Source organism: Chitinophagales bacterium (genome assembly GCA_020636535.1).
GTDB lineage: Bacteria > Bacteroidota > Bacteroidia > Chitinophagales > JADIYW01 > JADJSS01.
The window spans coordinates 329,270-351,202 of the sequence record JACJXT010000012.1 but is presented as its reverse complement, the minus strand read 5'-3'; the positions used below and the strand labels follow the sequence as shown (position 1 = coordinate 351,202).

The 21,933-nt window shown below is 31.5% G+C and carries 16 protein-coding genes and 1 pseudogene; 13 read left to right on the top strand and 4 right to left on the bottom strand.

Annotated elements, in window-relative coordinates; all coding sequences use genetic code 11:
* Positions 1–25: 25 nt before the first annotated feature.
* Both H6553_11295 and H6553_11290 read right to left on the bottom strand, forming a co-directional pair.
* Positions 26–4,339 (bottom strand): PKD domain-containing protein, encoded by a 4,314-nt coding sequence (locus tag H6553_11295; GenBank protein MCB9034415.1) that lies wholly within the window; start codon positions 4,337–4,339, stop codon positions 26–28.
* 24 nt (positions 4,340–4,363) lie between these two features.
* Positions 4,364–5,431, bottom strand: coding sequence for a PorP/SprF family type IX secretion system membrane protein (locus H6553_11290; GenBank protein ID MCB9034414.1), 1,068 nt, complete (start codon positions 5,429–5,431; stop codon positions 4,364–4,366).
* 135 nt (positions 5,432–5,566) lie between these two features.
* Between H6553_11290 and H6553_11285 the strand changes: the two genes are divergently transcribed.
* From H6553_11285 to mfd, 8 genes and pseudogenes are all read left to right on the top strand, one after another.
* Positions 5,567–5,929, top strand: coding sequence for a hypothetical protein (locus tag H6553_11285; GenBank protein ID MCB9034413.1), 363 nt, complete (start codon positions 5,567–5,569; stop codon positions 5,927–5,929).
* A gap of 6 nt (positions 5,930–5,935) precedes the next feature.
* Positions 5,936–6,337 carry a heavy-metal-associated domain-containing protein gene (locus H6553_11280; GenBank protein MCB9034412.1) on the top strand — a complete coding sequence of 134 codons (402 nt, stop codon included), beginning with the start codon at positions 5,936–5,938 and terminating at the stop codon, positions 6,335–6,337.
* A 131-nt stretch (positions 6,338–6,468) separates the two neighbouring features.
* Positions 6,469–8,667, top strand: a pseudogene (locus H6553_11275) (sodium-translocating pyrophosphatase).
* A 327-nt stretch (positions 8,668–8,994) separates the two neighbouring features.
* Positions 8,995–9,234, top strand: a complete 240-nt coding sequence (locus tag H6553_11270; protein MCB9034411.1) for a hypothetical protein — start codon at positions 8,995–8,997, stop codon at positions 9,232–9,234.
* Positions 9,234–9,641 carry a type II toxin-antitoxin system VapC family toxin gene (locus H6553_11265; protein ID MCB9034410.1) on the top strand — a complete coding sequence of 136 codons (408 nt, stop codon included), beginning with the start codon at positions 9,234–9,236 and terminating at the stop codon, positions 9,639–9,641. The genes H6553_11270 and H6553_11265 overlap by 1 nt, the downstream gene beginning before the upstream one ends.
* A gap of 114 nt (positions 9,642–9,755) precedes the next feature.
* Positions 9,756–10,178, top strand: a complete 423-nt coding sequence (locus H6553_11260) for a hypothetical protein (GenBank protein ID MCB9034409.1) — start codon at positions 9,756–9,758, stop codon at positions 10,176–10,178.
* Between the two features lie 175 nt (positions 10,179–10,353).
* Positions 10,354–11,394: a hypothetical protein gene (locus tag H6553_11255; GenBank protein ID MCB9034408.1), complete on the top strand. Its 1,041-nt coding sequence runs from the start codon at positions 10,354–10,356 to the stop codon at positions 11,392–11,394.
* Between the two features lie 21 nt (positions 11,395–11,415).
* Positions 11,416–14,799 (top strand): transcription-repair coupling factor, encoded by a 3,384-nt coding sequence (gene mfd, locus H6553_11250; protein ID MCB9034407.1) that lies wholly within the window; start codon positions 11,416–11,418, stop codon positions 14,797–14,799.
* A 43-nt stretch (positions 14,800–14,842) separates the two neighbouring features.
* On the opposite strand, the gene H6553_11245 is transcribed toward mfd, so the two are convergent.
* The gene (locus H6553_11245) at positions 14,843–15,934 is read right to left on the bottom strand and encodes a DUF5005 domain-containing protein (GenBank protein ID MCB9034406.1); all 1,092 of its coding nucleotides are present in this window, start codon (positions 15,932–15,934) and stop codon (positions 14,843–14,845) included.
* A gap of 224 nt (positions 15,935–16,158) precedes the next feature.
* On the opposite strand from H6553_11245, the gene H6553_11240 reads away from it, so the two are divergent.
* The 5 genes from H6553_11240 to H6553_11220 all read left to right on the top strand — a co-directional run bounded on the left by H6553_11240 (position 16,159) and on the right by H6553_11220 (position 20,406).
* Positions 16,159–16,611 carry a low molecular weight phosphotyrosine protein phosphatase gene (locus H6553_11240; GenBank protein ID MCB9034405.1) on the top strand — a complete coding sequence of 151 codons (453 nt, stop codon included), beginning with the start codon at positions 16,159–16,161 and terminating at the stop codon, positions 16,609–16,611.
* A gap of 72 nt (positions 16,612–16,683) precedes the next feature.
* Positions 16,684–17,766 carry an anhydro-N-acetylmuramic acid kinase gene (locus H6553_11235; protein MCB9034404.1) on the top strand — a complete coding sequence of 361 codons (1,083 nt, stop codon included), beginning with the start codon at positions 16,684–16,686 and terminating at the stop codon, positions 17,764–17,766.
* An 18-nt stretch (positions 17,767–17,784) separates the two neighbouring features.
* Positions 17,785–18,747, top strand: a complete 963-nt coding sequence (locus tag H6553_11230) for an NAD-dependent epimerase/dehydratase family protein (GenBank protein ID MCB9034403.1) — start codon at positions 17,785–17,787, stop codon at positions 18,745–18,747.
* Between the two features lie 93 nt (positions 18,748–18,840).
* Positions 18,841–19,860, top strand: coding sequence for a COX15/CtaA family protein (locus tag H6553_11225; GenBank protein MCB9034402.1), 1,020 nt, complete (start codon positions 18,841–18,843; stop codon positions 19,858–19,860).
* Positions 19,861–20,406: a hypothetical protein gene (locus tag H6553_11220; protein MCB9034401.1), complete on the top strand. Its 546-nt coding sequence runs from the start codon at positions 19,861–19,863 to the stop codon at positions 20,404–20,406. It abuts the gene before it with no gap.
* A 33-nt stretch (positions 20,407–20,439) separates the two neighbouring features.
* Here H6553_11220 and guaB read toward each other — a convergent pair whose 3' ends face one another.
* Complete coding sequence (gene guaB, locus H6553_11215) at positions 20,440–21,924, bottom strand: IMP dehydrogenase (GenBank protein MCB9034400.1); 1,485 nt, start codon at positions 21,922–21,924, stop codon at positions 20,440–20,442.
* Between the last annotated feature and the right edge of the window lie 9 nt (positions 21,925–21,933).

Here is a 21,933-nt window from a genome sequence, read left to right as displayed (position 1 = left end):
TATTGATAAATAATATTGTTGTAAACTACCTAATCAACAACAAAGAACCCATTGTTCGCTTTTTCACTTTAGATAAATCTGCTGGTGGATTTTTAATATCTTCTGGAGATGCCATACCTTCCCACGATTGTCCATTCTCAAAAATGGCTCTTATTTTCCAAACATAAACATCTTGAGGTAGCAATTTGCCTTTATAAGTTCCGTCCCAACCTTCTGCAGGTTGTCCATCTACTAATGCAGTACTTTCCCAAAGTAACTGACCATAAGTAGAAAATATTTCTATATGATATTCTTTTAAGTTAAATCCTTTTGGCATAAAGATAGAAGACTCATTTCCTGCTCCTAATTCTGGTGCTAAAACATTTGGAACAAATAGTGTTCCATCATATTCATATCCAATTATTTTAATAACCGTATCAGTACAACCATGTTCGCTTACAACATATAAATATACTTTATAATTAGGTTTCTTAAATTCGTACAGGTGAATTGGACTTACTTCTACAGAAGAATCTCCATCACCAAAAACCCACAAGTACTCATCGCCAAAAGCTGTAGTATTGGTAAATTCTACAGGATCTTCAAAACCATTATCTGTAATATATGCAATAAAATCTGCCAATGGATTTGGATAAACTTCTGCTACTGCTGGCTTGGTAATACTATCTCTACAACTACCATTTATTGCTAGCAAAGAAACCGTATATGTTCCTGCTGCTGGATATACATAATTTGGAGCAGCCACAGTAGAAGTTTCTCCATTGCCAAAATTCCATAAAAATGAATTAGCACTTACTGAATTATTAACAAACTGAATGGCTTCACCTAAACATACATTTGGAAAAGGAACATCAAAGTCTGCTGTTGGTTTAGTACTAACACCAATAGCCAATTGCGTAGAATCTTCACAACCATTACTATTAAAAGCATGCATCGTAACAACATAACTTCCAGTACTTGTATATGTATGTGTTGGGTTTTTTATGCTCGATGCATCACCATCACCAAAATTCCATTGATAAGCATTAGCACTTGTTGAAGCATTATTAAATTGTGTTGGACTATTTACACAAGTTGCTCCAACGGTAAAACTCGCTGTTGGTTTTTGTAATACTTTTATTGTAGTATAAGCAGAATCTTTTCCACAAGTAGAAGTAGCTAACAGTTTTACATTATAAGTGCCATTATTAGTAAAAGTATGAGCTGGTTGTTCACCATATCCTTGTTCACCATCACCAAATGTCCATGTTTGATTTGTTCCTACTGTTGATGTAGAATAAAAGGAAACAGTTAATGGCTCGCAACCTTGTGTAATATCTGTAAAGAAACTGGCTTCTACTTGATTGCCTAATACTGTAATTGTTTTAGAAACAGTACTTGTTCCACAAATATTAGAAGCAGTAAGTGTAATTGTATAAGTAGTATCTCTATTGGTAGTATTAATATAAGTAGGTGCAATTGGATTTGCTAGATTTGAAGTTTGTCCATTGCCAAAATCCCAATAAAAATTGGTAGGCGTACCATATGACTGATTTGTTAACTGTGGTTGATATGGTGAGCACCCAATTGTTTGAACTGAAAATGCGGCATAAGCTGGTGCTTTTACTTTTACAGTATCATAAGCATATACATCGCCACAGTAATATTTAGCTTTTAGTACAATTGGATACAAAGTATCTGCAAATGAAGGAACTGGAAAATTAACTACTTGTGTATTTGGAGCATTATCACTAATCGTGCTTACGCCAAAACTCCATAAATAATTATTGGTAGCTTGATGTGTTGGAGGAAATGAGAAAGCAACATTTTGTCCAGTACAAGTAGAATCTGGTGTAATTATAAATGATAAATCTGGATTTTGAATAACATTAACAGTAAAGAATACGGTGTCTTTACAACCATCAGCAGTTTCTGCTTGTAACTCTACAGTATAAGTTCCGGCACTAGTATAAGTATGCTTTGGATTAGTAATAATTCCTAGTGGTGTACCATCGCCAAAATCCCAAAGTGCTGAAATCATATTGCCAGTAATCGTTCCAAAATCAAACGACTGTCCTACACATAAATCTGGTATATTATTACTTACATGAATACTATCATAAACAGTTACTATTTTGTAAGCAGTATCACTACAAGTTCCACTAGCATCTTGAAAAACATAACCTACAGAATAATTTCCAGGTGTTAAACCCGAAGCATTGAAAATTCCTGTAGAAGAATTAACTACTCCTGTGCCTATCCAATTGCCACCAGTAAAATTAGGATCACCTTCTAATTCTAATAGGTCTGGCTTACATATTGTTTGATCTGGTCCAGCTGTTAGTCCTACAATTTCTGTAATAGTTGCTTTTAAAGTATCCATAGTTGGACAAGCACTACTTTGGTTAATGGTATACTCTAAATCATATGTTCCTGCATTAGCAAATGAGCTTGGACTCCATTCTCCAGAATTTACATTTACAAAACCTTGTCCAGACCAAACACCTCCACTTGGATTTCCAGTTAATATAATATTATCTGCATTTTTACATATAGAAAAATCTGTACCTGCATCTGGTTTTGGATTATCTTGAATATTAAAAGGCACTCTTATAGAATCGTTACCACATTGATTAACTAATTCCACAAAAACCGTATAATCTCCAGCATTGGCATAAGTAATTTTACCAGGATTTTCAATAGAAGAGCTACTTGGTGTTGCACCATCAAGTTCCCAATTAAATGTAGTATTAGCATCACCACCTTTATCAAATGTAAATTTAAAATATGGATATAAATCAGCTGGAATAGAACAAAGTGTATCAAAAATACCTTGTTGTGTAATGGTTGGTGCTTCTTTTACATTAATTGTTTCACTAGCAACATCAGTACAGCCACTTTGGTTCGCAGACAAAGTAATAGTATAATTACTAGCGTTATTAAATAATACTGTAAAATTCGTAGAAGTAATTGAACCAGAAGTAATCGTCCAACCAGTATTTGGTGTAATACTCCAAGTATATTTTACAGTACTAGGATTAGAAGATACATTTGAAACATTAACAGATTCTCCAGTACATAAACTATTTTTATCTACTGTAATAGCAACATCTGGTTTTGGTACAGCTACTACATTCTTTGTAATAATACTGTCGCCACATAAAGTAGAAATTGCTCTCATTTCCACTAAATAAGTTCCTGCAACATCATAAGTTACATTTATTGTAGGATCTTCAGTCATATCACCACTATTGAGTGTCCAACCAGTACTTGGAGTAATAGTCCATTCTGTTTTTAATGGCTGACAAGTTCCATTAGATTGTAAATCTTTTTCTTGTGTTTGATTGATATGTGGTGTAGCTACACCAATACAAACAGTATCAGGAACTTGCAGTATTGGTTTTGGTTGCTCACTAACTGGCTCACAAACTGTAGCTGGAAGATCTCCACAACCATTTTTTGCTACTACTTTAATCTCATAATATTCTTTGCCACTACAATTTTCACCACAGGAAGTTTTTGTATATGTATGAAATATATTTCTAGGAGCTGGCTGATTGTATGTTGCTATCAGTTCTCCGCCAACAAAAATATCATAGGAAGTTCCTATAGGGTTTCTATTTGTTACAGATGTATCAATTAAGAACTCTGCAGTTACAGGTGCACACTTAATTAACGCTCCTACCTTAGAAATACCAACATTAGGTAGTACACCAAAATAAGCATCATAATAATGTGTAACAGTATTACAAGGTGCAGACAAATCACTAGTGCTAACAGTAAAAGCAAGCGTATATCCTCCTGGTGAATTATAGGTGTGAGATAAATTTGTAAAATTACTTATTGTTCCAGTAGTAGTACCATCTCCCCAATCAATAATATAGGTTTGATTAAAAGAACTTGCTGTTGTTGAACCATTTTGCACATCTAAAGTATAATTATTAGATAGCTGCTGACATTGTCTAAAAGGAGAACTCTGCGTTGGTTCAGGAGTTACATCTATTAATGTTGGATCTGGAGAAGGACTTATAGTAACTGATGGTTTTAATATATCTAATGGTTGACAAGAAATCCAACCACCAATTACTCCTTTAAATTGCACATCTACAGTATAAATTTTAGTTGTTGCAGCTCCAGGCAGTCCAACAGTTACAATGGTATCATCATAAGTAACTCCGTTAATACGAATTCTATATTCAAAATTTGAATTGGGATTATTTACTTGAAATGTAATAGGTTCTCCTGCACAATAACTAGACTTAGCTGGAGAAATAGAAACACCGCCATTTCCACTACATTGAGCAAAAGAATAGCTAATAAATAAACTTGCTAGTATTAATATAAAATTTCTAAGTATCACAATATCAATTCAATCTTTATAAATTTAAAACAATTTTACGGCTTTTTTACCAGGAAAATCATAACAATCAATTCTTTTAGGTTTACTTTTCTTTGGAGAATACAACGCTACATTATTAAAATTCAGTCGCATTGTAATTTCATGCTGTCCTCTACTCTTTGTTTCTACACCTGTAAAATCCATTTGGTAGCTATATCCAACATTAAGTGTCATTGCTTCGTCCATTCCCATATCCCAATTTATTCCGCCTGTAATAATTAAACCATGAGTATTATTAAAATCTAGCTTATTTAGCTGATACATAATTCCAGAATACAATGGTTTGAAAGTGGTAAAAAATCCAGCATTATACACTCTAATTTTATTTTGATAGTCAAATTTAAACACTGGCGAGATATACATTATTGGCTCTCGCTTGTATTTATTGCCAAATATTGGAAACATAGAACCATAGTGTACCGTAAAACGCATAGGAACTTTTGTCGCAATATTCAAATAAGATTCATCTGGCTGTGTTAAATGACTTACCGCAAAACCTATTGAGTTGTGCACTGGATTTTCTCGAATATCAAATTTAAATCGTGCTAAGATTCCTGCATCTAAATCAAAATAGTTTACTTTTCTTATAGGAATATCTATGCCATTGCTAACTCCAGGATCGTAACCAGTTTCTGGATCTAATTGATCAGAAAAAATTAATTTACTCTGGTCTAAATGATTATTAACAAAGGCAGCTTTTAATCCGATATGTAAATTAAATGATTTTGAAATACGAACAATATAAGCATAAGATGCTCCTACATAGTTCTTAATTAATGCTTTGGCTTCTACATCTCTATATGCTATTATACCAACACCAGAAGATAGTCTCGCAGACTGAATATCTGCACTAATACCATAAGTATTAAAACCACTAGGAACATATGACCATTGATTTTTATAAATAGCAGCTACATTTAATCCTTTTTCAGAGCCAGTTGCTGCTGGATTTAAGAACACTCTAAAATTATAATATTGAGCAAAATTAGGATCTTGTGCATTCAAACTCGTCTGTATTGCCAATAAAGCAATTATTAAAATCTTAACTCTCAAAACTCAACCTTTTTATATTTCTAAGTTACTATTAACTCTTATAGTAGTCGTACAAAGATAAATTTAATATTCTATGTAAACAGAAAATTAATAACTTTGTTGCTGAATTTTAACTAAATATTAAATTAATCACTAATGAATTTTCAAATTTGGCAACACATACATTTAACTTTTGTGGTATTATTCTTACTATCATACACTGTTAAATCTGTACTTTTTTTAACTGGGAATGCATCTTATGCTAACTTTAAAAAGAAAACAATTGTAGTAGAAACTATTTTTTCTGTAATCTTCTTAGTATCTGGAATTTATATGTTGATACAACGAATTACATCAGAAACTTATAGCCATATGCTAGATCCAAAAATTACAATGGCTTTATTGGCAATTCCACTAGGAATAATTGGGTTTAAAAAAAATAACAAAATTTTAGTGGCATTATCTTTGTTAATGTTTTATCTTGCCTTAGTAATTGGATTAATCTATTATTTAAAATAAATTTTTATGAAAAAAGTAAGTACATTTTTAATTGTCTGTTTTGTTACAACTTTAATGTTTGCAGGCAATTTAGCATCTATCAACTTATCAGTAAAAGGTATGACTTGTGGTGGCTGTGAAAATAAATTCAAAGAAAAAGCATTAAATATTAAAGGCATTAAATCGGTTGATGCTGTAAGTGCTGAAACAGGAACTGCTACAGTAACCTTTGATATGGATGAAATTAACAGCAAAGAAGTAATTGAAGCATTGGCAGAAAATACTGGCTATACTGTTGCTAACAATACAAATGGCAAAGAAACAAATCAAGTTGCAGGAAAACCAAGTAGTTGTTGTCAAAAAGGAGCTACTAATCCTGCTTGCAAAAAAGGCGAAACAAAAAAGAAGTCTTGCGACAAAAAAGATTAGTTTAATGTTTTCAATAAGCTTATAAGCCACTCTTAATGAGTGGCTTTTTTAATTTGTTAACGCTATCTAAAAACAAAATATTAGTTAATTTTTACAAAATATTGTATCTTCGCACCTCAAAAAAAATATTTATGCAAGATTTGTTGATTTATGTTGCTCCTTTCCTAGGTATTATTGGATTAGTCATTATGGCTATTAAATATGCTTGGGTTTCTAAACAAGATGCAGGAGATAAAAACATGGTTGAGTTAGCTTCTCACATTGCTAATGGAGCCATTGCTTTCTTGAAAGCCGAATGGAAAGTATTAATTTATTTCGCAGTAATTGCTGCAATATTACTAGGATTCTCAGGAACATTAGTAGAAAATTCTAGTCCAATCATAGCTGTTTCATTCTTAATAGGTGCCGTATTATCTGCTTTAGCTGGTTATATTGGTATGAAAGTAGCAACTATGGCAAATGTTAGAACTACACAAGCTGCTAGAACAAGTTTAGCTCAAGCATTAAAAGTATCATTTACTGGTGGTACAGTAATGGGTTTAGGCGTTGCAGGTTTGGCAGTACTTGGTTTAGGTAGTTTATTCATTGTATTTTATAATTTATATGTTGGTGCTAATGGTGATGTAAACGGAGTAGATATGGAAAGAGCATTAGAAGTATTGGCTGGTTTTTCATTAGGTGCCGAATCTATTGCTTTGTTTGCTAGAGTTGGTGGAGGTATTTATACCAAAGCTGCCGATGTTGGTGCTGACTTAGTGGGTAAAGTAGAAGCGGGTATTCCAGAAGACGATCCAAGAAATCCTGCTACTATTGCAGATAATGTTGGTGATAATGTTGGTGATGTGGCTGGTATGGGTGCCGATTTATTTGGTTCTTATGTAGCAACTATTTTAGCAACTATGGTCTTAGGTAGAGAAATTGTAATTCCAGAAGGAAGCAATATGCTAGGACATGCTCCAATTCTTTTACCAATGGTAATTGCTGGTTTGGGCTTAGTATTTTCAATCATTGGTACTTTATTTGTAAAAGTTAAAAACGAAGACAGTAGTGTACAAAATGCATTGAACTTAGGAAACTGGTCTTCTATTATATTAACCGTAATTGCTTCTTATTTTGTAGTAGATTATTTGTTGCCAGATACTACTATGAGTATTAGAGGTGTTGAGTTTACAAAACTGAGTGTTTTTGGTGCTATTTTCTGCGGATTAATCGTTGGTGCTGCTATGAGTTGGATTACAGAGTACTATACTTCTATGGGAAAAAGACCTGTAAGTTCTATTATAGAGCAATCTTCAACTGGTCATGCTACTAATATTATTGGTGGATTGGCTGTAGGTATGGAATCAACATTAATTCCTATTTTAATTTTAGCTGCTGGTATCATTATTTCTTATTCTTTTGCTGGATTATATGGTGTAGCCATTAGTGCTGCTGGTATGATGGCAACTACAGCTATGCAATTAGCAATCGATGCATTTGGTCCAATTGCAGATAATGCTGGTGGTATTGCAGAAATGAGTGGTTTACCTAAAGAAGTAAGAGAAAGAACAGATAATTTAGATGCTGTAGGAAACACAACAGCTGCAACTGGTAAAGGTTTTGCTATTGCATCTGCGGCTTTAACTTCATTAGCTTTGTTTGCGGCTTTTGTTGGAATTGCAGGAATTAATTCAATCGATTTATATAAAGCTCCAGTATTGGCTGCTTTATTTGTAGGAGCAATGATTCCTTTTATATTTTCTTCATTAGCAATTGCTGCTGTAGGTCAAGCTGCGATGAGCATGGTAGAAGAAGTAAGAAGACAGTTTAGAGAAATTCCTGGAATTTTAGAAGGAACAGGAAAACCAGAATACGAAAAATGTGTTGAAATTTCTACGCAAGCATCTATCAGAAAAATGATTTTGCCTGGTGCTATTGCTTTATTAGTGCCTATTGCTGTTGGATTTGGTTTTAAAGGTGTTTTTGAAAATGTGTCAAGTGCAGAAATGTTAGGTGGTTTATTAGCTGGTGTTACGGTATCTGGTGTTTTAATGGGAATTTTCCAAAACAATGCTGGTGGTGCTTGGGACAATGCTAAAAAATCATTTGAGAAAGGTGCTAACATTAAAGGTGAAATATTTTACAAAGGTTCTGAACCACATAAAGCATCTGTAACTGGTGATACTGTTGGCGATCCATTTAAAGATACTTCTGGTCCATCTATGAATATTTTAATTAAGTTGATGTCTATTGTAGCGTTAATTATTGCTCCACATATTGCTGTAAAAGGTGGTGCTGAGTGTAGTGGTGCAAATGAACATTGTAAAGATAAAATGGAGCAATGTGCTACTATGAAAACTTGTACTAGAGATACTACTTATGTAGATTCTTTTGGCAATACCATCACTCAAAAAGTATGTATTAAAACTGGCGAAATTTGCGATCCAAGCCAATGCGAAGAAGGTGGTTGTAAAAAAGAGTGCAAAGGTGAAAAAGCAGCTTGCGAGAAAGATGGCAAAAAAGACTGTTGCAAAAAGAAAAAAATCATAGAGAAAGAAGTAGAGATAACGAAGACTAAAGAAGAGTAGTTTTAAGCTTCATTCAAGAATAAAATAAAAAGACGCCAATTTGGCGTCTTTTTTGTTGTTAGATTTTGTACTTTTGATAAAAGTTAAGTAATGGGCATAGCATTAAAAAATACAACTATTGATAAATATTTTAGTTTTCTGTCAAGACTTGATAATATTTCTAAAAAACGCCTAATTGTAAAATTAACTGAATCAATAGAAGTGAAAGAGAGAGAACCTTTCGATTTAAAAAGTATATACGGTGAGTGGGAAGACACAAGAAGTTCAGACGAAATAATAAATGATATTAAAAACTCAAGAGTTGAAAAGGTAAACCCAATTGATTTATAATGAAATACTTGCTCGATTCAAACATTTGTATTCATTTCTTTAGAGGGAAATATGGCATAATTGATAAGTTGAATGAAGTAACGCTTTCTAATTGTGCTATCTCTGAAATTACATTAGCAGAATTAGTTTTTGGTGCAGAAAAAAGCACAAACTCCCAAAAGAACCTCAAATTAATTGAAAAATTTATTAGCCAACTTACAATCTTACCAATTTTCGATGCAATTCCAACTTATGGAAAAGAAAAAGTAAGACTTCAAAATTTAGGTAAAATGATTAGCGACTTTGACTTGCTAATTGCATGCACTGCAATTGAACATGATTTAATAATGGTAACTGAAAACATAAAAGAGTTTGAAAGAATTAAGCAAATAAAAATTGAAAATTGGGTAAGACGAGAAAAAGATTAATCAAACAATCAAATTATAAAAAAAGACGCCAATTTGGCGTCTTTTTTGCTTCTTAATAACATATTTTAATATTTTGGCACATAAATTGACATATTTTGTTTAACTTTGTTAAAAATGAGAAATATACTCATCATATTGATAATGGCGTTGATGTATTTTACACATGCACAGCAACCACCTCGTGCTATTGAAAAGTACGATTCAAAGATTTCTGCTGATCCATGTGTACAAGTATATGTCAATAACCAACCAATAGCTTGTGGCGATTTATTCTCTAAAAAATCTAAAGGAATTATTACCGTTTCTAAAGATAATGTCAATAAAATATATTTCAACATCACTATAAAATCTACTGCAGGAAAAAATGAACCACCTGTTTATTTACGATTGTTGAAATTAAAACAAATGGACTTACAAGAGTTAATTCAATATACACAAGATGGCGATGAAGTTTTTATTGAAGAATATGTACCAGCATATAATAAAATTGACTTAAGATGTTCGCCAGCAAGTTTTACTATAGGTAGTAATTCTTAAAATTTCGTCATTTCGTAATTTTGAGGAACGAAAAATATACGGAATCTATTTACCCAAATGAACTATTTTATCTATAACAATTATTATTTTACAACAAAACCTAATCATAGAGAATTCAATTCCTAAATTTTATATTTTTCTACACTACTTCTTGAATAAGCTTTATATTTGTGCAATGGCAAAAAAGCTTCTCTTATTACTTACATTTTGCATAATCTCTGCTACAACTATATTAGCACAAGATGCCAATATTTCAATAGCAGATACTTCGTCTTGGTACAAAACACCACTACAATTCATTAATGGCTCAATCAAATTTCCGTATAAAACTACAATGGATAAAAAATCTATTTATACCGAAAAAGGATTGCAAACACAATATTTGTTTAAAGCAGAACATAAAGCATTGGATTTACAGTTTGAAGTTTCCTTAAGACCACTCATTAGTATTAAAGAAGCCAAAACTGCTATCAAAGAAGAAATTCAAAGAATTACAGTAGAAAATGGAGCTTATCCAATTACTGATAAAGCAATAGACAATAAAGGAAGAGCATATACCAGTGTTAGCATTGTAACGCCAGATAAAAAAACATCTAATTATAGAATTTATATTTTAGATGATTATTTAACTACAGTTACTGGAAGTTACTTCGGGAAAAACAACTACACTGCTATTTTTAATTATTTCTTTAATAGCTTAGAATATAATCCAACAGAAATTATAACTAACAATAATTCAAAAGATAAAAAAACAAAGTCAAAAAATAAAAATATAACTAATTGGCAATCGTTTGCTTATGATGGATTTGAATGTCAGTTTCCAAACGAACCTAAACTAAAGAAAGATGTTATTGCATCAAATGATACAGTAAAATATATTGTTAATAATTATTATTTTCAAGATGAATCTAATAATGTATCGTATTTAATTAGTCAGAGGAATTACGAACAACAACAAAATGCAGATTCATTAATTCAAATTGCATTTCAAGCTTTAAGTAATTATATCAATCCAAAAATTGAAGAAGAAAAAGAAAGCTGGTTGATTAGAGCGAATAACAGAGAATATGTATTTAAATACAATAAAATATATTACAGAGTAAGATATATCTATAGCAATGATTCATTATATCAGTTGCTTGTAGTAGGAAATAAAAAATCTGTCAATCAAATTAAGAATGCCAACTTTTTTGAACAATTTATTGTTTCTAATTAAAAGCACAGAATTCATTCAGCAATGAATATTATAGACATTTTAACAAACATAGATAAAGACTCGAGAACTACGCAAATTCATCAACAGTTACAAAGCAAAAAGGCACATGTTTTTTGTAGTGGAATTAAAGGTTCGTTTCAAGCATTTTTAGCAACAGCACTGCATCGAAAATCTAATCAAACACATTTATTTATTTTAAACGATGTTGATGAAGCACTTTATTTTCAAAATGATTTACAAAGTATTTTAGAACTCAAAGACATTCTTTTATTACCATCATCGTATAAAAAATTAGGTAAGTTCGATGAACTCAACAACAACAATATTTTACTACGAGCTCAAACACTCAATGCATTACTTCAACAAAGAAAAGATGGCAATTTAATTATTTCGTATCCAGAAGCCATTATTGAAAAATTGGTTCACAAAAAAAAGTTACAAGAAAATACACTGTTTTTAAAATTAGGAGAAAAAATAGATATTGATTTTATATTAGATTTATTATTGACTTATGGTTTTGAAAGAACAGATTTTGTTTACGAACCTGGCGAGTTTTCTATAAGAGGTGGCATTATAGATATTTTTTCGTTTGGCAATGATAATCCATACAGAATTGAATTGTTTGACGATGAAGTAGAAAGCTTACGAACTTTTGATGCAGCAACGCAATTGTCATTGAAGAAAATAAACGAACTCACTATTATTCCAAATATTCAAAAACAATTTATAGAAGAACAAAGTGCAACTATTTTCGATTTCTTGCCAAAAGATACTGTTATTTGGTTTAACGATTATCAGTTACTACAAGAACAAACTCAAAAACAATACTACAAAGCTGTAGAATCTTGGAACAATATTCATCAAAACAAAAAACATCAAGAGCATAATTTCTATAACAAAACTATTGATAAATTATTTATTACAGACGAAGATTTTATCAATCAGTTTTTACAATATAATACGATTGAAATTTATACTAAACAACAATATACTAATAAAAATGATTCATTAACAATTACCTATCATCAAGAAGACCAACCTATTTTTAATAGAAACTTCGATTCAATCATACAACATCTATTACAAAACAACCAAGAGCAAATCAATAATTTTATTTTTGCAGAAAATCCACGACAAATTGAACGCTTCTATCACATCTTTGAAGACAAACAAGCTGCTGTAAAATTCTTTCCAATTTATCAATCTATTAGCTCTGGATTTATAGATAAATCATTAAACTTAGCTTGTTATACCGACCATCAAATTTTTGAACGCTATCATAAATACAAATCTAAAAATGCATTTACTAGAAGTAAGTCGGTTACTATTAGTATGCTTAAAGATCTGAATCCTGGCGATTTTGTAACGCACATTGACCATGGTGTTGGTGTTTTTTCTGGTTTAGAAAAAATGAATATCAATGGTCAGGAACAAGAAATGGTTCGACTCAAATACAAAGACAATGATTTATTATATGTAAACATCAACTCTTTACACAAGATTACCAAATATGCAGGTAAAGAAGGACAAGTACCTACTGTTCATAAATTAGGTTCTAATGTATGGCAAAATCTAAAACAAAAAACCAAAAAGAAAGTAAAAGACATTGCTAAAGAACTCATTGCTTTGTATGCCAAAAGAAAAGTGCAAGAAGGTTTTATGTTTGAAAAAGACAACTACTTGCAAGATGAGTTGGAAGCTAGTTTTATTTACGAAGATACGCCAGACCAATACAAAGCAACGCAAGAAGTAAAAGCAGATATGGAGTTGCCACATCCAATGGACCGACTAATTTGTGGTGATGTTGGTTTTGGAAAAACCGAAGTCGCCATTAGAGCAGCATTTAAAGCAGTGTGCAATAATAAACAAGTTGCAGTGCTAGTACCTACTACTATTTTAGCATGGCAACACTATAAAACTTTTAGCAGTCGTTTAGCTGATTTTCCTGTTACGGTTGACTATATCAATCGTTTTAAAAGTGCGAAAGAAAAAACCGAAACACTCAAAAAATTAGTAGATGGAAAAATAGATATTCTTATAGGAACTCATGCTATATTAAATAAAAAGATAAAATTTAAAAATATTGGTTTATTAATTATAGATGAAGAACAAAAATTTGGTGTAAGTGCAAAAGAAAAAATAAGAAGTTTTGCTCCAAACATAGACACGCTTACGCTTACAGCTACACCAATTCCAAGAACACTTAAGTTTTCATTAATGGGTGCTAGAGATTTGTCGAACATCATGACACCACCACCAAACAGACAACCAGTTGAGACCGAAGTACAAGTATTTAATGTAGAAGCGATTAAAGAAGCCATAGAATTTGAAGTGTTTAGAGGCGGACAAGTTTTCTTTGTTCACAATAGAATTAAAGACTTGCACGAATTAGAAATCATGCTCAAAAAATTGTTGCCAGAAATTTCTATTCAAGCTGCACACGGACAAATGGAAGGTCATCAGCTTGAAAAAATAATGCTCGATTTTATGCAAGGCAATTTTGATGTTTTGCTCAGTACCAATATTGTAGAATCTGGTTTAGATATTCCAAATGCCAATACCATTATCATCAACAATGCACACCATTTTGGTTTGAGTGATTTGCATCAACTTAGAGGAAGAGTTGGTCGTGGCAATAAAAAAGCATTTTGTTATTTATTAGCTCCACCAAAATCTACGCTTACTAAAGAAGCTAGAAGACGACTACAAACTTTGGAAGAGTTTGCCGATTTAGGTGCTGGTTTTCAAATTGCTTTACGAGATATGGATATTCGTGGTGCAGGAAATTTATTAGGTGGAGAACAAAGTGGTTTTATTGCTGATATTGGTTTTGAGATGTATCATAAGATTTTAGACGAAGCGATACAAGAATTAAAGCACACTGATTTTAAAGATTTGTTTAAAGACCAAATAGCCAAACAAGAAAGCTTTGTATATGATTGTACTATTGATACAGATTTTGAATTATTAATTCCGAGTGAATATGTTCAAAACACAGATGAAAGGTTGCGACTATACACTGAACTCGACAATATTGAAAACGAAAAGCAATTAGCTAAATTTGAACAAAAACTAATTGATAGATTTGGAAAAATTCCAAAACAAGTCAGCGAATTATTTGATGGTTTGCGACTACGATGGTTGGCTAAGAAAATTGGCTTTGAAAGAATATCGTTGAAGAAAAATAAAATGTCTTGCTACTTTATAGAAAATCCAAATTCTGCATTTTACGAAAGCAACGACTTTCCAAAAATTATGCAATATATACAACAAGGCAAAAACAAGTGTATGCTAAAACAAAGTGGCGATAAACTCATTTTAATCTACGAGAACATCAAAACCATGCACCAAGCAGAACACTTACTCAAAGACATTGTAGAGCATATAAAATTAGATGGACTGTAATAGAAATCACAGTCCATCTAAAGAACAAAAATCAACATCTAGGTTAACTACCTGCAGTTGGTCCACTTAAATCTAACCAAACCATTTTGGGTCTGTATAAATTAGGTTTAAAACCACCATTACAGGTATGACAATTGGTACCAATTTCATTAATACAAAAAGTTACTAATGTTTTTCCATTTCTTACAAATTCAGGATGTGCTACACAAGAATAATAATGAGGTATACTTCCATACATAGAAGGTACTGTATAAACTGGTTCACTATTAGAAAATGGGCCTGTTACATTACTAGCATAAGCTGCATAAATTTTATGATATGCTGAGTTACAATTTAAATTTAAATCTTGTGAAATAACTACCACTTTATTGCCAACTTTAGCAACAGTAGGCAATACTGCGTACATTAACTGTTTTGTATCTGCAATATTACTACTCCATGAACTGCCAGTCCAATATCTCCATGCAGAACTATTGACATTTGTTTTGGGAAAACGAGCTAAAATTAAAGCATTAAGACCATAACTACTGGCTCCAAATCCACTTGTAGTACCATAAGCATATATATAGCCATCTCCTTTATTTACAAAGCCACAACTATAATTAAAATCTTTATATTGTGGTAAATTAATAATACCATTAGTATTTACATCATCAATATTGAAATATTTTAACCTTTGAGATTGTATTTGCATGCTACTATTAAACGAACCTACCCAAACATAAGCTTTACTATTAGTTTCAAATGCAGCACCTGGCCATTCAACAGGACTTGTCATGTCTCCTCCTACAGAAAAATAACCTTTTAATGTGAATACATCATTATAGTTATTTGGTAAGTGATAAAGCATTGTATTATTAGTATTAAACATACAAGGTACCGTTCCTGTTGAAAAATCATATTGGTCTACATAACTGTCACCAAACATCCAGATATGATTGCCATTGCTTAGTTGAAGGGAATAGCAAGCATCTCCTGCTATCCAACCACATTTTCTATTAAATAAGTTTTCTAGCTTATTATCTGTAAATCCATTATCACAGACAGGTTCATCTGGAGAGCACTCCATTACAGCAGCCGTGGAAATAAAATAAACAATAAATAGATACATTAAAGGTCTTAGTCTCTTTTTCATAATAATTTTATTTTAACTGCAATTTAAAACTTAGTTAACAATTGTTGTGTTTCAGTTTTTTTAAAATAATAACAAAAAATATACTTATCATATAGTCAATTATTATAATATACTCTTTGTTTTTTTAATGCATTAAAAGAATAAAGCTGTTTTGAATGTTAATTAGTATCCGCTATAAATATTTTGTTTACTTTCTTATTTTTGATGTGAACTAATATTACATTATGAAAATACTAATGGTTTGTTTAGGCAATATCTGTCGTTCTCCTTTAGCCGAAGGAATTTTAAGACAAAAATGCAAGCAAAAAGGATTGGGTTGGCAAGTAGATAGTGCTGGAACTGGGAAATGGCACATTGGAAATCCACCAGATAAAAGGTCTATAGCTGTAGCACAAAAACATGGAATAGATATTTCACAACAAAAAGCAAGAGCATTTAATTACAGCGACTACGAAAATTTTGATTTAATTTTTGCTATGGATACTTCTAACAAAAAAGATATTTTAGCTTGGGCTTTAGATAAAAATGAAGAAGCAAAAGTTAAGCTCATTCTCAATGAAATCTATCCAAACGAAAATAGAAGTGTACCAGATCCATATTGGAATGACAATGGTTTTGAAGAAGTGTTCCAAATGCTTAACAAAGCTTGTGATGTTATTATAGAAAAATATAAATAAAACTTTAGTAATTAGAAATTAAGCTATTAATATATTAGCTAATCTGCTAATTAAAATAACTACCTTTATCCTGTGCAAACAATTCATACAATTGGTTTAATGTCTGGTTCATCATTAGATGGTTTAGATATTGCTTTTGTACAATTCAATTGGAATCAAGACAAACAAAATCCATCTTTTCAATTTAAAATACTTCAAACAGATTATACACCTTATCAAAATGATTTAGTTGTTTCATTAAAACAAGCTCCAAAAGCAAGTGCTTATGAATTAGCACAATTACATCATACACTAGGTAAATATTTTGGCAATGCTACAAAATTATTCATAAATAAATATAGTATTAATAATATAAATATAATTTGTTCTCATGGACAAACAATTTTTCATCAACCTAATAAAAGCTTTACTACGCAAATTGGTTGTGGTGCAACTATTGCTGCAATTACCAATTGTAAAACTATTTGTGATTTAAGAACTACAGACATGGCTTTTGGTGGACAAGGTGCTCCGATTGTTCCAATTACAGAAAAATATTTGTTTTCAAACTATAATTTATTTTTAAATATAGGTGGAATTGCCAACATCAGCATTCATCAAAATAATAATTGTATAGCTTTTGATGTAGTTGGAGCAAACACTGTTTTAAATTATTTAGCCAATCAAGTCAATCAAAATTACGACAAAGATGGTGCTATTGCAAAGCGTGGAATAATTAATCACGATTTACTACAACAATTCAATAATATCGAATTCTTACAAAACAAAGCACCAAAATCTCTGGGTACTGAACATGTTTTTGAGTACTGGATTAATTGTATTAACCAATATAATATTACTATTGAAGATAAAATGGCAACTATGGTAGAACATATTGCTATGCAAGTCAACAATGTTATTGTACAAAATAATATCAACCATAATCAAAAATTACTCATTACAGGTGGAGGTGCTAAAAATAATTTTTTAGTAGAACGCATTCGAGCCAATACTGCAATTACTGTCGAAATTCCCTCTAACGAAATTATAGATTTTAAAGAAGCTTTGGCTATTGCTTTCTTTGGTACGCTACGCTATTTAGAAATTCCAAATGTAATGGCTTCAGTTACTGGTGCTTCTAAAAATAGCATTGGCGGAGCTATCTATATGCCATAAATACCGTACCTTTGTGCCATGATTTTGTTAACAGGTGCGTCTGGTTATTTAGGCAGCGAAATTGCTAAGCAGTTGCATGAACAAAATATTCCATTTAAAATATTAGTTAGAACATCTTCCAACATAGATTATATTAAAAATTACATCAGTAAAAATAATATTTTACATGGAGATATATTAGATATTATTACTTTGGAAGATGCAATGAAAGGTATTTCTACTATCATTCATTGTGCAGCAAAAATCAGTTATCAAAACAAAGATATTAATCAGTTATATAAAATAAATACTGAAGGAACGGCTAATGTTATAAATGTTGCTTTAGCAAAAGGAGTTAAAAATATAGTACACATTAGTTCTATTGCTGCTATTGGTGCCAAACCTAATAAAGGCATAATTGATGAAACCACTAAGTTTGAAAAGAACGATTATAATACACAATATGGTATTAGTAAATCGCTGGCAGAAAAAGAAATTTATAGAGGAATACAAGAAGGAATTAATGCTGTAGTTTTGCAAGTTGGAATTATTGTAGGAAAAGGTAACGACCAAAATAAAGCAACACAAAATTTAATTAAAAGAGTCGCTACAAACAGAATGCCATTTTATGCTTCAGGAAGTAATGGTTTTGTTGCAGTACAAGATGTAGCAAGTATTGCTATACAATTTAGTCAACGAGATTTACCCAATGAAAATTTTATTGTAGTAGGAGAAAATTTATCTTTTAAAGACTACATTTCACTTATTGCAGAATCTACAAATGCTACAATTCCAAATAAAGTATTAAAAAATTATATGATTAATTTGTATCTTATTTTTGAAACATTGAAAAGTTGGATAACAGGCAAATCTAAAAGTATTAATAAAGAACAAATGTTGTTGGCACAAGTTAATTTTGAATACGACAATAGTAAAATAAAAAACTATTTGCCATTTGAATTTACAAGTATTGCAGCGACATTAAAACATATAGAAGTGTAATATGAGAACTGAACAACAGAGTAATGAAATCTCTAATCTTCCTAGCAGAGTCTCTCATAGAGGACTCTGCGAAAAACAAAATAATTACAACTAATGATTACTGAACAAAAAAGAAATAAAATTATAGGTGTTTGGCTAATGCTTGGTGTTTTCATGCTGTTAGTTCAAATATTTTTAGGTGGTGTAACACGATTAACTGGTTCTGGTTTATCTATTACAGAATGGAAAGCTATCATGGGTTTTATTCCACCTATGAATGTACAAGAGTGGACAATAGCTTTTGAAAAATACAAACAATTCGACCAATTCAGATTAGTCAATAGTACTATAACACTACAAGAATTTAAGTCGTTATTTTTTTGGGAATACATTCATCGTTTTTGGGCAAGATTTATGGGATTGTGTGCTTTTCTTCCAATGATATATTTTATAATTAAAAAAATATTACTTAAAAAAGATATACTAAAATTATTATTACTAATTGCATTAGGTGGTTTGGCTGGCATTGTTGGTTGGATAATGGTAATGAGTGGTTTAGAAGCCAACAAAGTATTAGTTAATCCATTTAAACTGATGTTTCACTTGCTTATAGCAACACTAATTATAGCACTTACATTTAGATTTGCTTTAGGTTATTTATACAATAAACCTATGAGCAATAAAAACAATGCAACTATTGTTGGATTTTTGGTTTTGGTTATTCTACAAATTGGTGTTGGTGCATTGGTTGCTGGTTCTAAAGCTGCACTAGCATGTAATACATTTCCATTAATGAATGGTAGTTATTATCCAAACACTATTGATTTTAGTGTTTCCTACGAAGCATCTTTTAATTTATTAATTCAGTTTATTCATAGAAATATTGCTTTTGTTATTATTCTATATTTTATTTATTTATGGATTAAAACCAAGCACATTGATTATAGAAAATTTAAGCTAGAAAGAACCATTCTTGCTCTTTTAATTATACTACAAATTACTCTTGGAATAATAACTGTAATGAGTAGCAAAGGCAATATTCCAATCTTTTTTGCAGAGATTCACCAACTTGGTGCTTATGGTGTTTTATTAAGTACTATTGCATTACAATACTTTTATAAAATTAAACTATAGATGCAATTATATGTAAGAAACATATCTAATTTAACTGACGCAAGATTTTTTGCAGCTTATCCTACACATTATTTTGGATTTTGTTTCGATGCACTCAATGAAAATGCACTTACCATTGAAAAAGCAAAAGAAATTATTGCTTGGTTGCACGAACCTAAAATAGTTGGTCAGTTTGCCAATTATCAAAGTATTGAAGAAATTTTATTTGTACACGAACAACTACAATTCGATGCTGTTGAAGTTGATTATACTTATATAGATGAAGCACAAATTGGTACGCATACTTTCATCAATCTAAATGATATTACTACGATTGATGAATTACTAAATGATGATTTAGATTATATTGTTAGAAATATATCTAATGCAAATAAGCATACCAACTGTTTTTTTGTAGATGATTGGACACAAGAAAAATTAGAAATAGCAATCAATCAGCAAGTAAAAGGAATAGTTATTAATTGTAGCAAAGAAGAAAAAGCTGGTATTAGCAGCGTAGACATTTACGCAGACTGGCTAGACATTATTGAAGACTATTTGGAATAACTCTTATCTTTTCAATCATTAAAAAACTTCTTGCTATCTACTGTAATTTGGTGCTTCGTTGGTGATGGTTACATCGTGTGGATGACTTTCGTTTACGCCAGCAGCAGTAATTTTTACAAATCGTGCTGTTTCTTGTAGTGTAGGAATATCTTTCGCTCCACAATAGCCCATTCCTGCTTTTAATCCACCAATAAATTGATACACCACTTCGTTCAATGTACCTTTGTATGGTACTCTTCCTACAATACCTTCTGGCACTAATTTTTTAATGTCGTCTTCTACATCTTGAAAATAACGATCTTTACTTCCACTATCCATGGCTTCTAATGAACCCATGCCTCTATACACTTTAAATTTTCTGCCTTCGTAAATTACAGTATGTCCTGGACTCTCATCTGTTCCTGCAAACAAAGAACCAGCCATAATAGTATTGGCACCAGCAGCAATTGCTTTCACTACATCGCCAGTATAACGAATACCACCATCTCCAATAATTGGAATGTTGGTCCCTTTTAAAGCCATAGCACTTTCGTAGATAGCACTTAGTTGAGGAACACCTACTCCAGCAACAATTCTCGTAGTACAAATTGAACCTGGACCAATGCCAACTTTAATAGCATCTGCACCTGCTTCGGCTAAAGCTTTGGCTGCTTCGGCAGTTGCAATATTTCCTGCTACAATATCTAAATGGTTAAATTGTTGTTTGGCTTTTTTTACTGCGTTGATAACACCAGCCGAATGTCCGTGAGCAGTATCAATGGTAATAAAATCTACACCTACGCTTACCAATGCACTAATTCTATCAAACATATCTTCGGTAACACCAACCGCAGCAGCAGTTCGTAGTCTTCCTAAATCATCTTTACTTGCATTTGGATAATTTTTAACTTTTAATATATCTTTATAAGTTATTAGTCCGATTAGCTTTCCATTTTTATCTACAACAGGCAGTTTTTCAATTTTGTATTCGTGTAGTATATTTTCTGCTTGTTGTAAACTCGTGCCTTCTGGAGCAGTAACCAAATTGTCTTTGGTCATTAAATCTTTTATATCAATTTTATAGTTTTTGCAAAATCTCAAATCTCTGTTGGTTAAAATTCCAATGAGATAATTATTGTCGTCTGTAATAGGAATGCCACCAATTTTATTTTCTGCCATGAGTTGCATTGCATCTTCTACTTTATTATTGGCTTTAAGTGTAATTGGGTCGATGATTAAGCCAGACTCAGAGCGTTTTACTTTACGCACTTGAGCTGCTTGTTGTTCTATACTCATATTTTTGTGAATGACGCCAATGCCACCTTCTCTTGCTAAAGCAATTGCCAAAGGTGCTTCGGTTACGGTGTCCATAGCAGCCGACAGAATAGGTATGTTGATACTGATGTTTCTAGTGACTTTAGTTTGCAAGTTGGTTTCTCTTGGTAAGATATTTGAGTACGATGGAATGAGTAATACATCATCGAAAGTTAGACCTTCACCAGCAAATTTGTGTTGAGAAAAGCGTGAGTTGATTTCCATATGCAAAGA

Coding starts and splice junctions, on each gene's coding strand:
- H6553_11260 (MCB9034409.1), top strand. CDS start 9,756: ATGAGAAATATACTCATCATATTGATAATGGCGTTGATGTATTTTACA.
- H6553_11285 (MCB9034413.1), top strand. CDS start 5,567: ATGAATTTTCAAATTTGGCAACACATACATTTAACTTTTGTGGTATTA.
- H6553_11270 (MCB9034411.1), top strand. CDS start 8,995: ATGGGCATAGCATTAAAAAATACAACTATTGATAAATATTTTAGTTTT.
- H6553_11245 (MCB9034406.1), bottom strand. CDS start 15,934: ATGAAAAAGAGACTAAGACCTTTAATGTATCTATTTATTGTTTATTTT.
- H6553_11225 (MCB9034402.1), top strand. CDS start 18,841: ATGATTACTGAACAAAAAAGAAATAAAATTATAGGTGTTTGGCTAATG.
- H6553_11255 (MCB9034408.1), top strand. CDS start 10,354: ATGGCAAAAAAGCTTCTCTTATTACTTACATTTTGCATAATCTCTGCT.
- H6553_11230 (MCB9034403.1), top strand. CDS start 17,785: ATGATTTTGTTAACAGGTGCGTCTGGTTATTTAGGCAGCGAAATTGCT.
- H6553_11240 (MCB9034405.1), top strand. CDS start 16,159: ATGAAAATACTAATGGTTTGTTTAGGCAATATCTGTCGTTCTCCTTTA.
- H6553_11280 (MCB9034412.1), top strand. CDS start 5,936: ATGAAAAAAGTAAGTACATTTTTAATTGTCTGTTTTGTTACAACTTTA.
- guaB (MCB9034400.1), bottom strand. CDS start 21,924: ATGGAAATCAACTCACGCTTTTCTCAACACAAATTTGCTGGTGAAGGT.
- mfd (MCB9034407.1), top strand. CDS start 11,416: ATGAATATTATAGACATTTTAACAAACATAGATAAAGACTCGAGAACT.
- H6553_11265 (MCB9034410.1), top strand. CDS start 9,234: ATGAAATACTTGCTCGATTCAAACATTTGTATTCATTTCTTTAGAGGG.
- H6553_11220 (MCB9034401.1), top strand. CDS start 19,861: ATGCAATTATATGTAAGAAACATATCTAATTTAACTGACGCAAGATTT.